The organism is Lederbergia ruris (genome assembly GCF_018332955.1).
Taxonomy (GTDB): domain Bacteria; phylum Bacillota; class Bacilli; order Bacillales; family Bacillaceae_C; genus Lederbergia; species Lederbergia ruris.
Genome location: NZ_BORB01000007.1, coordinates 64,047 through 78,025 on the forward strand (window position 1 = coordinate 64,047; position 13,979 = coordinate 78,025).

The 13,979-nt window shown below is 39.3% G+C and carries 12 protein-coding genes; all 12 read left to right on the plus strand.

All coding sequences use genetic code 11. From position 1 onward, the window contains the following. The first annotated feature begins 441 nt into the window (after positions 1–441). The 12 genes from KI363_RS05685 to fucU all read left to right on the plus strand — a co-directional run bounded on the left by KI363_RS05685 (position 442) and on the right by fucU (position 13,928). Positions 442–1,410 (plus strand): ABC transporter permease, encoded by a 969-nt coding sequence (locus KI363_RS05685; RefSeq protein ID WP_212965768.1) that lies wholly within the window; start codon positions 442–444, stop codon positions 1,408–1,410. A gap of 33 nt (positions 1,411–1,443) precedes the next feature. Next, positions 1,444–2,334, plus strand: coding sequence for a carbohydrate ABC transporter permease (locus KI363_RS05690; protein ID WP_373306734.1), 891 nt, complete (start codon positions 1,444–1,446; stop codon positions 2,332–2,334). A gap of 96 nt (positions 2,335–2,430) precedes the next feature. Next, a complete protein-coding gene (locus tag KI363_RS05695) occupies positions 2,431–4,059 on the plus strand; it encodes an ABC transporter substrate-binding protein (protein ID WP_212965769.1) in 1,629 nt (542 codons plus the stop codon). Positions 4,060–4,082: 23 nt separating this feature from the next. After that, entirely contained in the window at positions 4,083–5,399 is a 1,317-nt protein-coding gene (locus KI363_RS05700) for an alpha-L-fucosidase (protein ID WP_212965770.1), read from the plus strand. 148 nt (positions 5,400–5,547) lie between these two features. Further along, entirely contained in the window at positions 5,548–6,951 is a 1,404-nt protein-coding gene (locus KI363_RS05705; RefSeq protein ID WP_212965771.1) for a sulfatase family protein, read from the plus strand. A gap of 140 nt (positions 6,952–7,091) precedes the next feature. Continuing rightward, positions 7,092–9,380, plus strand: a complete 2,289-nt coding sequence (locus KI363_RS05710; protein ID WP_246516771.1) for a glycoside hydrolase family 95 protein — start codon at positions 7,092–7,094, stop codon at positions 9,378–9,380. Between the two features lie 88 nt (positions 9,381–9,468). Further along, positions 9,469–9,807: a UxaA family hydrolase gene (locus KI363_RS05715; protein WP_212965773.1), complete on the plus strand. Its 339-nt coding sequence runs from the start codon at positions 9,469–9,471 to the stop codon at positions 9,805–9,807. Beyond that, positions 9,794–10,954, plus strand: coding sequence for a UxaA family hydrolase (locus KI363_RS05720; protein WP_212965774.1), 1,161 nt, complete (start codon positions 9,794–9,796; stop codon positions 10,952–10,954). Before KI363_RS05715 ends, KI363_RS05720 begins: the two co-directional genes overlap by 14 nt. A 24-nt stretch (positions 10,955–10,978) precedes the next feature. Then, entirely contained in the window at positions 10,979–11,794 is an 816-nt protein-coding gene (locus tag KI363_RS05725; protein ID WP_212965775.1) for an SDR family NAD(P)-dependent oxidoreductase, read from the plus strand. After that, complete coding sequence (locus KI363_RS05730) at positions 11,791–12,564, plus strand: SDR family NAD(P)-dependent oxidoreductase (protein ID WP_212965776.1); 774 nt, start codon at positions 11,791–11,793, stop codon at positions 12,562–12,564. Before KI363_RS05725 ends, KI363_RS05730 begins: the two co-directional genes overlap by 4 nt. Before the next feature lie 24 nt (positions 12,565–12,588). After that, positions 12,589–13,482, plus strand: coding sequence for a fumarylacetoacetate hydrolase family protein (locus KI363_RS05735; protein WP_212965777.1), 894 nt, complete (start codon positions 12,589–12,591; stop codon positions 13,480–13,482). A 17-nt stretch (positions 13,483–13,499) separates the two neighbouring features. Next, positions 13,500–13,928 carry an L-fucose mutarotase gene (fucU, locus tag KI363_RS05740; protein ID WP_212965778.1) on the plus strand — a complete coding sequence of 143 codons (429 nt, stop codon included), beginning with the start codon at positions 13,500–13,502 and terminating at the stop codon, positions 13,926–13,928. Positions 13,929–13,979: the final 51 nt, after the last annotated feature.

A 13,979-nucleotide genomic window follows, 5' to 3' on the forward strand; every position in this document is an offset into this window, starting at 1 on the left:
GAAAGTGTGGCTTGTTTTAGCTGTTTCCAAAGGTAAAAAAGAAGCTACAATAGCGACAAAAGAAGTATTATTTTTATAGTCCCACTACTAGAGATTTGCTTAGTAGTTGTTGGTTTTTATTATCTAGATAATTCAAAAAACGATTGACTTTTATTTTTTGCGGTGTTATATTAAATTTACCGGTAACATAACCCATTCGAATGTAGGTAATTGTATATATTAATTAAAGTGGTGTACAAGAAAATAATTCTCTTTAAGTGTAACTAACTTTATAAAGAGTAAAAAATGAACAGAATATGAAACTGGCTGAAAAGATTGTCGGGATGATAAACCATCACCCGATTATCTTTTGTAATATAATGTAAACGATACCAATATACGTAATATTCCTTATTATTCGACGAGATGTGATTATATTTTTATTTTGAAGGAGGGGTTTACATGAGAAATACGGTACTTGCGGAAAAATCAAGGGGCGGTATTGCCCTAAAAAAAATGAAAAAGACATCACCCATACAGAAAATGAAGAATAGCTGGCAACTATATGTTTTATTTTTTCTTCCACTTCTCTATATTATTGTCTTTCATTATATTCCCATGTATGGTGCGACCATCGCTTTTAAAAATTTTAATCCTGTTCAGGGCATTTTGGGAAGCAATTGGGTTGGTTTTGATCATTTTGAACGTTTTTTTAAATCTCATGAATTTTGGCGGGTCATTAAAAATACGCTTATTTTAAGTTTTTACCAATTAATCGCTGGTTTTCCTTTTCCCATATTGCTTGCATTGAGTTTAAATTATGTGAACAAAAAACACTTCAAAAAGACCGTGCAGATGATTTCTTACGCCCCTCATTTCATTTCAGTTGTTGTAATGGTTGGAATTATCCTTGTTTTCCTTGAACCACAAGGGCCGATTAATAGTTTACTTACCTTAATGGGAATGGAACCGATTCATTTTATGGGAAATGCAGGATATTTTAAATCAATCTATGTTTGGTCAGGGATATGGCAAAGTGTTGGTTTTGGCTGCATTATCTATTTAGCTGCCCTCTCAAGTGTCAGTCCAGCCCTCCATGAAGCAGCCATTATCGATGGAGCCTCGAAATTACAAAGAATATGGCATATAGATATTCCCGGTATATTACCAATAACAATTATTTTACTGATCCTTGATATGGGAAATATCTTGAATATCGGCTTTGAAAAAGCATTATTATTGCAGAACCCTCTGAATTTAAGAAGCTCTGAAATTATTGATACGTATGTATATAAAGTGGGACTTGTTTCGGCTGTTCCCAATTATTCCTACGCAGCTGCGATCGGATTATTTAAATCGATTATTGGTCTTATTTTAATCTATTCTGTCAACAGATTTTCAAAAAAAATAGGACAAGAAAGTCTATGGTGATGAATCAAAGGGAAAGAAGTGATCATAGTGAATGTGAATGGGGTCAATGATACAAGGGTTGATAAAATTTTCTCGATAATAAATCATGTGATTTTAAGCATTCTTCTCATTGTATTTCTTTACCCACTGATCTATATTGTGAGTTCATCCTTTAGTTCTTCAGATGCAGTAACAGCGGGTGAGGTATGGCTATGGCCGGTTGATTTTAGTCTCGAAGGCTATAAAGCTGTTTTTGCTTATAAACAAATTTGGACGGGATATGGAAACTCTTTATTTTATATGATTGTCGGTACACTTATTAATATTTCCTTAACCATATTGGCAGCTTATCCTTTATCAAGAAAGGATTTTTATGGTCGTAATTTCTTTATGCTTTTATTTTTATTCACCATGCTTTTCAGTGGGGGATTAATTCCCAATTATTTGCTTGTTAAAGAATTAGGAATGCTGAATACCCGGTGGGCAATGATCATTCCAAATGCAATGTCTGTATTTAATGTGATTATAACGAGAACATACTTTAAAATGACGATCCCAGATGAGCTCCATGAGGCAGCTAAAATGGATGGTTGCAGTGATTTTAGATTTTTAGCAAGAATTGTGCTTCCATTATCAGGGCCAATTATTGCGGTGATGGGATTGTTTTATGCTGTTGGTCACTGGAATGCCTTTTTCAACGCATTAATTTATTTGCGAGATCAAGATTATTTTCCTTTGCAATTAGTTTTAAACAATATTCTCGTGCAAAATGAAGTGGATCCTGAAATGTTTACAGATGTAGAATCACAGGCTGCGATTTCGGGTTTGCGGGAACTTTTAAAATACTCACTAATCGTTGTGGCCTCTATTCCAGTCCTTGTCATTTATCCGTTTGTTCAAAAACATTTTGTTAAAGGTGTGATGATTGGCTCATTAAAGGAATAGCCTTCCTTGATTGGCACCTTTGCAGGTTTTGAAAGGGGGAGGACGCTGTTTATAAGTTCTGATCGATCATTTAAGTGATATTAAGGGGGGATTTTATTGGAAAAGGCAAAATTATCTTGTTTATTCTTTGTTGTATTGATTTTTCTTGTACTTTTAGCGGCTTGCAATAATGAGGAGAAAACAGGTGGTAAAGCCAATGATGCAAAAGACATTGAACTAACGGAGCCTGGGACATTCCCTATCACGAAAGAAAAAGTAACAATGAGGGTATTAGTACCTTCTCATGCTCTGGTAGAAGATTATAAAACAAACAAATTTACAAAATGGTATGAAGAAAAAACTAATGTTCACATCGAATGGGAAGTAATTCCCAGTCAAAATGCAGAAGAAAAACTAAATTTAGTCTTATCCAGTGGTGACTTGCCAGATGTCATTATGAACAGTCCAGTTACCCTTTCACAATTAATGATTTATGGAAGTCAAGGAATGTTTTTGCCGCTAAATGACTTGATTCAGGATTATGGAACAGATGTGAAAAGTTTCTTAGATGGAAGACCAGATATTTTAGAGTCGATTACGGCACCTGATGGGAATATCTATTCAATGCCTTATATTAATGAATGTTACCACTGTACATTGGCACAAAAACTATGGATCTATCAACCATGGTTAGATGAGCTTGGACTAGAGATGCCAGAAACAACAGAAGAATTCTATCAAGTTCTCAAAGCTTTCAAAGAACAAGATCCAAATGGAAATGGCAAACAAGATGAAATACCCATTGCTGGAAATAAAGATCTCTGGCCTTTTCCAAGTTATTTAATGGATCCATTTATTTATAATGTAATGTATGTAGAAAATGGAAAAATTCAAGTGCCTTATACAAAGCCTGAGTGGAAAGAAGGACTAAAATATATACACCAGTTATATGATGAAGGTTTAATGGCAAAAGAGTCGTTAACCCAAGATCAAGATCAATTAAAACGTTTAGGGAATTCGAAAGAAACTATTTTAGGTATGGCCATGGGATATTGGCAAGGTGATTTCATGACTAGTGGTGGCAACAGTGGTAAGTGGTTAGATTATGTGGCTGTTCCACCATTGAAAGGGCCAGATGGGAATAGGGTTTCTTGGTATCAACCACCTGTACCAGGTAGGGCTTCCTTTATTATTACTAATCAGGCGAAGTACCCTGAGGTGGCTTTGCGATGGGCGGAAGGGTTTTATCAAGAAGAGGTAACCTTGAGAGCAGTAATTGGTGAAAAAGATAAAGATTGGCGTTGGGCCGAAGAAGGAGAAGTAGGGATCAATGGTAAGCCGGCAAAGTGGGTACGTTTAGCCTCCTATGGAGAAGTCCAGAATACTCATTGGGCTCAGCAAGGTCCTGTTATTAGAACAAACGAATTTAGATTAAGTGAAATGACAACAGATGACCAGCCCCTTGAAGCACTTCTTTATAAAGAAACGAAGGAAAAATATGAACCCTATAAGCCTGATGAGGATATGATCGTTCCACCACTTTATTTTAATGAAGAACAATCAGCTGAATTAGCAGAGATTGAGGCAACGATCCAAAACTTTGTTGATGAATCAAATGCTCGTTTTATTTCTGGGGATGATGATATTGACAAAGGCTGGGATCAATACCTTGCCACACTAGAAGGAATGAATTTGGATCGGTACATCGAAATTTATCAAGAAGCGTTTGATGAAAAATACAAATAAGCATTAGGGGAGGAGAAGAGATAATGCAATACAAAAGTGTGACAGGTCAAAATACCAATTGGCCGACTCATTATGGAAATCCAGAATGGTTCATTCATGCTCGTTTCGGATTGTTTATTCATTGGGGATTATATTCAAATGCTGCCCGTCATGAATGGGTAATGAATCGAGAAAAAATCCATCCGGATACGTACAATAAATATTTCAAATTCTTTGATCCTGATTTATTTGATCCGAAAAAATGGGCACGTGTGGCTAAAAATGCGGGCATGAAATATTTTGTGATTACAACGAAGCATCACGAAGGGTTTGCTCTTTGGGATTCTAAACTAACAAACTATAAGGTGACAAATACACTAGCCAAGCGCGATTTATTATTAGAGATGGTGAATGCTTTCAGGGAAGAGGGATTAAAAGTAGGTTTCTATCATTCTCTCATTGATTGGCATCATCCGGAGTTTCCAATTGATGGATTGCATCCACAGCGTGATGATGATGATTTTAAACAAGAAGCTTCTAATCGTAAAATGGAAAATTACGTTGAATTTTTACATGGCCAAGTACGAGAATTATTAACCAATTATGGAAAAATTGATTATCTTTGGTTTGATTTTTCTTATCCGAATGCCGATTGGGGCTGGTCTAAGGGGAAAGGAGCGGATGATTGGAAATCGGAGGAATTAGAAAAAATGATTTTCGAGTTGCAGCCAGATATTATCCTTAATGATCGACTTGATTTAGGACGTGGGGTGAAAACACCGGAACAATATCAACCAAACGAGGCACTAGTAGAGGATGGGGAGCCGATCATATGGGAAGCTTGCCAAACGCTCAATGGCAGCTGGGGATATGATCGCGATAATTTGGATTGGAAGTCACCAGAAATGCTGATTAAAATGCTAATTGACAGCGTTTCAAAAGGCGGAAACCTTTTACTGAATGTAGGGCCCAATGGGCGTGGAGAATTTGAACAGAGATCCATTGGCACCTTGAATGAAATAGGGGAGTGGATGCGAGTGAATTCGCGCTCCATCTATGGGGCAAATGCGAGTGAATTTACCGCTCCTGTTGATTGTCGTTATACACAAAAAGGCAATCGTTTATATCTGCATATTTTTTCATGGCCGTTTAAGCATATCCATATAGAAGGCTTAGCTGGGAAAATAGCATATGCTCAATTACTGCATGATGCATCAGAGGTTCAATGTAAAGAACATGATCCAAATGAAGTGCTCACCCATACCTCAACTAGAGTGATATCAGGAACGGTTACATTGGAATTACCTATTCAGAAGCCGGATACAGCTGTTCCTGTTGTAGAGCTATTTTTAAAAGATTAATCGTGTGTCTTACTTGATTCAATAGGGACTCATACTTGCATCCCGCATCGAACGGCAGTAAGGCCCAATAAATGAAGTTATGCTGATCGGCAAGTTTGTCAGCATAGCTTCGTTGAGTTGTGATGGAAAAGGAGATTATGAATTTGAAATGAATAGACCAAATATTATTTTGATAACTGTTGATGATCAAAGGTATGGAACTATAAATGCCTTGGGAAATAAAGAAATCATAACGCCTAATTTAGACGAATTAGCTAAAACAGGGACCTCGTTTATTCAAGCACATATTCCCGGTGGAACAACAGGTGCAGTATGTATGCCAAGTAGGGCGATGATTCATACTGGGAAAAACCATTTTAATTGGTCGAGCGATGGAGCTACTATTCCAGATGATCATACTTTATTAGGGGAGGCTCTTCAACAAGAAGGTTATACTACATTTGCAACAGGCAAATGGCATAATGGAACGGAAACATTTAATAGAAGTTTTTCAGATGGAGAAAATATCTTCTTCGGTGGAATGTGGGATCATTGGAATGTTCCTGTTTCAGATTATGATCAGACGGTTCAATATGATAATATAAAAAGCTTTATTACGAATCCAATGTTACAGGATTCCGTAACCCGGATGCACTGTGATCGAATTTATCCGGGAAAACATTCAACAGATCTATTTGCTGAAACAGCGATTGACTGGTTAGATTGTTATCAAGGGAAAACACCTTTCTTTATGAATCTAGCATTTATGTCTCCACATGATCCAAGAAATGCACCTAGGAAGTTTATGGATATGTACGACCCGGATAAGATTGACTTGCCGATCAATTTCGTTGGAGAACATCCGTTTGACTTCGGTGTCAATAATATTAGAGATGAGGTTTTACTTTCCCATCCAAGAAAAGAAGAAGATGTAAGAACACATATTGCTCAATATTATGCAATGATCACCCATCATGATGATCAAATCGGACAAATCATCACCAAACTAAAGCAAAAAGGACTATATGAAAATACCATTGTTGTGTTTCTAGCAGATCATGGACTGGCACTAGGGCAACATGGATTACTGGGCAAACAAAATAATTATGATCATAGCGTAAGGGTCCCCCTAATTTTATCAGGACCAGGCATACCAGAAAATGAACTGAGGGATAGCTATGTCTACCACTTTGATATATTCCCAACCCTTTGTGATTTAATTGGTATAGAGATTCCCACTTCTGTAGAAGGGATTAGTATGCTACCTGTACTAAATGATCAAACGGTCTGTTTACGTGACAATCTATATTTCTCTTATGCAGATAAAGTGCGTGCAACAAAAGATAAACGCTATAAATTAATAGAATATATTGTAGATAGCACAATTTATACGCAGTTATTTGACCTACATGAAGACCCGGCAGAGATGAATAATTTATATGATGTGGAAGGATATGAAGAGATCATCCCCCAATTACGAGAGCAAATGCAAAAGTTTAGAGATGAATGGAATGAGGAACGGCACCCAACTGGAAAAGCTTTTTGGGAAAATTATCGGAAGTATCAAAAATAAACATATGGTTGAGTGTATAAGGGAATATTTTCGCGATCGCTTTGCTGAATTTCTCTCCGGTAAAGAAGATACGAATACTTTCATTCGGGAGGCCACTGAGGAACGCAAAGCTACAGAGTAAATTTGAAATGAGGGTAACAATGCAAAAACTTTGGTATAATCAACCCGCCCAAAAATGGACAGAAGCCCTCCCCATCGGAAATGGCCGTTTGGGAGGAATGGTTTTCGGTGGAATCCATCAAGAGAGGATTCAATTAAATGAAGATTCTATTTGGTATGGAGGTCCGCAAAACGCCAATAATCCAGATGCCAAAAAATATTTACCTGAAATCAGGCAATTGCTATTTTCGGGAAAACAACGAGAGGCAGAGCATTTAGCTAGAATGGCGCTGTTTTCTCAGCCAAGATATTTACATCCGTATCAGCCACTAGGTGATTTATATTTATGGTTTCTTTATGAAGAGGAGTCTGTGGAGGATTATAGAAGAATCTTAGATTTAGAGACAGCTATTACATCGGTTCAATATCGTATAGGAGAGGTTCGCTTTACGAGAGAATATTTTAGCAGTGCCGTGGATGAAACCGTGATCATACACTTATCAAGTGATAGGCCGGGAGCATTGAATTTTAGTGCGAATATGATGAGGCGTCCGTTTGACATTGGAAGTAGAGCGATAACTTCTAATACTCTTTTGATGCATGGGGAGTGTGGACGGGATGGTGTGGAATTTTGTACGGCCATCAAGGCAGTAAACGAAGGTGGCGAGGTCAAAACGATCGGGGATTCGATCTCGATTGAAAAGGCAGATGCCGTAACCCTTTTCCTTAGCACAGCCACCACTTTCCGTTATCAAGATCCTGAACAGGTTTGTCTAGAACAAATTGAAACCGCCTCCTTAAAAACTTATCCCGAATTAAAAGAGGCTCATATAACAGAATATCACGAAAAAATAGATCGTGTTCACTTGGAATTTTCAAGTGATACAAAGAAAAACGTACTTCACCTTCCTACGGATCTTCGTATCAAACGTTATCAAGAAGGGGAAGAGGATGTAGCACTAGAGTCTCTCTTTTTTCAATACGGTCGCTATTTACTCATTTCAAGTTCAAGACCGGGTAGTTTGCCCGCAAATTTACAGGGAATCTGGAACGATCAATTCACCCCTCCATGGGAATCAAAATATACGATCAATATCAATACCCAGATGAACTATTGGCTGGCGGAAGTGTGCAATCTTAAGGAATGTCACGAGCCTCTGTTTGATTTAATTGAACGAATAAGAGAAAAAGGAAGGGTGACAGCGAAGGAGTTGTATGGATGCAAAGGATTTGTTGCCCATCATAATACGAATCTATGGGGGGAAACGCATATAGAAGGAATCCCCCTTTCTGCCTCAGTTTGGCCGATGGGTGGGGCATGGCTTTCATTGCATCTTTGGGAACATTATCGATTTGGAAGAGAGGAAAGCTTCCTTCGCGATCATGCCTATCCTGTTATGAAAGAAGCGGCTGAGTTTTTCTTGGACTATCTTGTAGAAAATGAGAATGGTCAACTAGTGACAGGGCCATCGATTTCTCCAGAAAATACGTTTAAACTTCCGGACGGGACGAAGGGAACCGTTTGTATGGGGCCAGCTATGGATAGTCAAATCCTTCACTTCTTATTCACCGCTCTCCTAGAAGTTGGGCAAATTTTAGAGCAAGAATCTGATTTTATGATAGAAATTGAGAAGACGGTGGCCCGCTTACCAAAAATACAAGTGGGGCAACATGGTCAAATTATGGAGTGGATCGAGGATTATAAGGAGGTTAATCCCGGACATCGTCATATCTCTCAATTATTTGCTTTACATCCTGGGGAGCAAATTCATCCTGTTCATACTCCTAAATTGGCTAAAGCTGCCACACGAACATTGGAAAGGAGACTTGCGAATGGAGGCGGTCATACTGGGTGGAGTCGTGCTTGGATCATCAATTTTTGGGCAAGGTTACGTGAAGGCGAAAAGGCGTATCAAAATATTCGTCAACTGCTGACAACTTCGATTTACCCGAATCTATTTGATGCGCACCCACCTTTCCAAATTGATGGTAATTTTGGTGCTACAGCAGGGATAGCGGAGATGTTATTGCAGTCTCACGCAGGCGAGATTGTGCTCCTGCCTGCGCTTCCGAAGGCTTGGGCTACCGGAAATGTAAAAGGCTTACGCGCTCGTGGTGGTTATGAGATTGATATATTTTGGGAAAACGGAAAATTGATAAATGTGTTCATCAAAGCGACGCATAATGGGGTCTGTAAACTTCGAACTGCTCATATCCCCTCAATAGAGTGTACTGGCCAAAAAGTTCCCGCAAATTGGGAAAATGATCTCTTAGAATTTGAAACACAAAGCGGACAAGAGTATCGTTTGAGTTTTATAGATATAGATTGACAGATAAAGAAACACTCTGTTAAAATTATGATACCGATAACATTAAGACGTGTATATAAATAGAACGATTTTAAGGGGAGGTAGGGTAATGGAGAAAGCGTTTCAATCAGGAATTTCCTGTATTGTCATGGATGATAAGGATAATGTTGCAACCCTTCTAAAAGATGTCAAAAAAGGAGAAGCACTAACATACACTCAAAAAGGGGAAGAAATGCAAATCAAATTGGAAGCGAATATAGATTTTGGCCATAAGGTAGCGATTTCCCCGATTACTAAGGGACAAGAAGTGATCAAATATGGCGAAGTGATTGGGGCGGCGACATCCGATATTGGAGTAGGCGAACATGTTCATGTCCATAATATAGAAGGCATTCGAGGACGAGGCGATAAAAAAGGTGAGGGGGTACAAGAACATGCAAACGTTTAAAGGCTATCGGCGTGAAAATGGAAAAGTAGGGATTCGTAACCATCTATTAATTCTCCCTACAGTTGTGTGTGCCAACCAAGTTTGTGCAAGAATCCAACAACAGGTTCCTGATTCAGTCGCGATTCCCCATCAACACGGTTGTAGCCAAGTTGGGGATGATAAAGAAAGAACCCATAAAGTATTGGTCGGAATGGGGAAAAATCCGAATGTTGGAGCGGTTTTAATTGTTAGCCTTGGTTGTGAGGTCATTGATGCCAGGGAAGTCAAAGCTGAAATCGAGGAAACAGGAAAGCCTGTTGTCTGGATTGATATTCAAACAGAAGGCGGTTCCATTAAAACCATTCAAAAAGGGATCACAGAGGCTAAAAAACTAGCGAATATCATTCAGGAAACACCAGTCGAGGATGTACCTGTTTCTGAATTAATTGTTGGAGTTAAATGTGGCGGCTCTGATTTCACCTCTGGATTATGTAGTAACCCCGCTTTAGGAAAAACCTCTGATCAGCTTTTGGCTAATGGAGGTACAATTGTAATGGGAGAAACAACCGAAATTATTGGAGCAGAACATCTCGTCGCGGAAAAGGCAGTAAGTGAAGAAGTAAAAGATAAGCTTTATAAGGCAATTAAGGGATTTGAAAATGAGATCGAGCGCATGGGCGTTGATATGCGTGGCGGCAATCCGAGTCCTGGGAATATAGCGGGGGGATTATCTTCGATTGAAGAAAAATCGCTTGGCTGTATTAGCAAGGCGGGAAATGCGCCTTTAAAAGATGTCATTCCATTTGCCGATGAAATCCCGGGCAAAGGTTATTATTTTATGGATTCCCCAGGAAATGATATTGAATGTGTGACAGGGATGGCGGCAGCTGGTACACATATCGTCGTGTTTACAACGGGAAGAGGAACACCGACAGGAAATCCAATTATTCCGGTGATCAAAGTAACAGGAAATGAACTTACCGCTAAGAAAATGGCAGATAATATCGATATCGATACAAGCCCTGTTTTACAAGGGAAAGAAACACTAGATGAAGCCGGACAAAATATATACGATTTCATCTTGGAAGTTGCGAATGGCGAACAAACAAAGGCGGAGATATTGGGCCATGCCGAATTCAGCATTAGTCGAATTGGGATTAGTTTATAAAAGGATCAACATAGGAGTGATGAGATGAAAAGACTAGAAAATCGCGTAGCCCTTGTTACAGGGGGGAACAGTGGAATTGGAGCTGCAATTGTGCATAGGCTTGCGGAAGAAGGTGCTGATGTAGCCATTAATTATAAATCAGCCGAAAATCTTGCTCAGGCAAACGCCCTAAAGAAAGAATTACAAGAATCATATAATGGGAATTTTATGGTTGTGCAAGCGAATGTCGGGATCAAGCAAGAGGTCGATCAAATGATTGATGAGGTAGAAAGTACATTGGGACCTGTCGAAGTGCTCGTCAATAACGCAGGCATTGCTCCGTTTCAACCATTTCTAAATGTGTCAGAGGATCTGTGGGATGAGACTTATCGAACAAATGTGAAATCGATTTTTTTAACCTCTCAACGGGTCGCTAAAAAAATGATCGAAAAACAATATGGCAAAATCATTAACATTGCCTCGACGGCGAGTGTGCTTGTCACAAGTCCGGTTGTCCCTCACTATATCTCTTCCAAAGCAGCTGCTAATCAGCTTACAAAAGCTTTGGCAATCGAGCTTGGCAGACATAATATTAATGTGAATGCAGTCGGTCCTAGTACAGTGGATACGGATATGTGCCGTGATTATTTAGCAGACCCTGAGATTCGAGAACAAGAAGTCCAAGCAAATCCAATGAAGCGTTTAGGTACTGAAAAACAAATTGGCGATGCGGTTGTCTTTTTGGCATCAGATGAGGCGATGCAAATCAATGGTCATTTATTGATGGTTGATGGCGGTTTGACGGTGAAAGCAGCCCAACCTGAGGATCATATGCAGGAAGCACGGGAGGTTATAAAATGAGATTAGCAGATAAAGTGGCAGTTATTACAGGATCAGGCAGTGGGATTGGCAAAGCAACAGCCTTTCGCTTCGCCGAAGAAGGAGCCCATGTGATCGTCAATGATGTCAATCCGGAGCATGGTCAACAAACCGTCAATGAGATTAAAGAAAAAGGGGGAAAGGCTTCCTTTTTCGAAGCAGATGTGACGATCCCAGAATCTGTGCAAGCTTTAGTAGATTATGTAATCAAAGGACATAAAAAGATTGATATTCTCTTTAATAATGCGGGCATAAGTAATGTTGGTAGAGTGGATGAAGTGGATCCAGATGTATGGGATAAGGTCATGGATGTCAATGTGAAAGGTGTTTATTTGGGGTGTAAGTACATTGCTCCTTATATGATGAAACAACAAAGTGGCTGTATTATTAATATGTCTTCCTGTGTGGCAGAAATGGGCTTGGCGAAACGCGCTCTATATGCTGCAACGAAAGGAGCTGTGTTGTCCCTCACGAAATCAATGCAAGTCGACTATGCGCCTTATAATATCCGTGTCAATGCCTTACTTCCTGGCACCATTTATACACCATTTGTGGAAAACTATTTGAAAAATTCGTATGATGACCCCGAAGAGGCGATTAATGGGATTAAGAAAAGACAACTTAGTGGAGACTTAGGAAAGCCGGAAGATGTCGCCAATGCTGCCCTGTTTTTAGCTTCGGATGAAGCGAAGTTTATGATGGGCTCTCCATTGTATATTGATGGTGGGGTCGTATTTGGTAAAAATGCATAACAAATAGAAAAGGAGCTATCATTCATGAAACTATTAACATATGAACTGCAAGAACTACATAAATTAGGCGTTCAAACGGACGAAGGGATTATTGATATTCAAGCGACTGCAGAGAAAACGGGGATTTCAGATGTAGAAACGGATATCATGGCTGTTATTGCAGGGGGAGAACAGGCAATTAATCAATTATCGAACCTATTGAAACAGGCGGAAGAAGCAAACACGGTAGTTTATGTCAATTCCGAGAATCTAGTGTGGGGACCAAGTGTGACAAGACCACATAAAATTATTTGTGTGGGGTTAAACTATCGCAAACACGCAGATGAAACGAATGCCCCATATCCAGAGTTTCCCATCCTCTTTAATAAATTTGATAATACACTAACGGGTCATAATAGTGAGATCCCTGTACCGAAAGTGACCGAAAAGCTCGATTATGAGGTCGAACTTGCGATTGTGATCGGGAAAAAGGCCAAAAATGTCAATGAAGCAGATGCCCTTGATTATGTATTTGGCTATAGCACAGCGAATGATCTCTCCGCTCGCGATCTACAAATGAGAACACCGCAATGGATGCTTGGAAAAATTGGTGATAAATTCAGTCCAATGGGACCCTATCTTGTCACAGCGGATGAAGTGGGCGATCCTAATGATCTAAAATTGAAAACAACTGTAAATGGGGAAGTCAAACAGGATTCGAATACATCCGATATGATTTTTAACTGTGCCGAAATCGTCAGCTATATCTCTCAATATTTAACACTAGAACCAGGTGATGTCATTTTAACAGGAACTCCTGAAGGGGTCGTGTTAGGATTGCCAGAAGATCAACAACGTTATATTCAGCCGGGTGATGTCATTACATGTGAAATCGAAAAACTAGGTGCTTTAACGAATTATTATGTAGAGGAAAAGTAAAGGTCGGGTGTACTGTTATGTTAAAAGGAATACCAGCTATTTTATCACCAGACCTCATGAAAGTTCTGATGGAAATGGGACATGGAGATGAAATTGTGTTAGCAGACGGAAATTTTCCATCTGCTAGCCATACCCAGAATCTGCTCCGTTGTGATGGTCATGGGATCCCAGCGTTATTAGAAGCGATATTAAAATTCTTCCCTCTTGACACATATGTAGAACACCCTGTCACACTAATGGATGTGGTAGAGGGGGAGCCATTTCAACCGACCATTTGGCAGGATTTTGAAAAAGTGATTCAAGAAGAACATGGCCCTGCTCTGCAAATGGAATACTTAGATCGTTTCACATTTTACGAACGCGCCAAAAAGGCCTATGCGATCGTGGCTACAGGAGAAGCGGCCCAATATGCCAATATTATCTTAAAAAAAGGTGTCGTTAAATAAAGCCCACGCAACTTATCACCATATCTCTATTTTTATAGAGGTGTGGTGATT

What these genes read in the sequence shown, in the direction of transcription:
- KI363_RS05725 (WP_212965775.1), top strand. Translation starts at nt 10,979, where the DNA reads ATGAAAAGACTAGAAAATCGCGTAGCCCTTGTTACAGGGGGGAACAGT.
- KI363_RS05715 (WP_212965773.1), top strand. Translation starts at nt 9,469, where the DNA reads ATGGAGAAAGCGTTTCAATCAGGAATTTCCTGTATTGTCATGGATGAT.
- KI363_RS05700 (WP_212965770.1), top strand. Translation starts at nt 4,083, where the DNA reads ATGCAATACAAAAGTGTGACAGGTCAAAATACCAATTGGCCGACTCAT.
- KI363_RS05730 (WP_212965776.1), top strand. Translation starts at nt 11,791, where the DNA reads ATGAGATTAGCAGATAAAGTGGCAGTTATTACAGGATCAGGCAGTGGG.
- KI363_RS05685 (WP_212965768.1), top strand. Translation starts at nt 442, where the DNA reads ATGAGAAATACGGTACTTGCGGAAAAATCAAGGGGCGGTATTGCCCTA.
- KI363_RS05710 (WP_246516771.1), top strand. Translation starts at nt 7,092, where the DNA reads ATGCAAAAACTTTGGTATAATCAACCCGCCCAAAAATGGACAGAAGCC.
- KI363_RS05720 (WP_212965774.1), top strand. Translation starts at nt 9,794, where the DNA reads ATGCAAACGTTTAAAGGCTATCGGCGTGAAAATGGAAAAGTAGGGATT.
- KI363_RS05735 (WP_212965777.1), top strand. Translation starts at nt 12,589, where the DNA reads ATGAAACTATTAACATATGAACTGCAAGAACTACATAAATTAGGCGTT.
- fucU (WP_212965778.1), top strand. Translation starts at nt 13,500, where the DNA reads ATGTTAAAAGGAATACCAGCTATTTTATCACCAGACCTCATGAAAGTT.
- KI363_RS05705 (WP_212965771.1), top strand. Translation starts at nt 5,548, where the DNA reads ATGAATAGACCAAATATTATTTTGATAACTGTTGATGATCAAAGGTAT.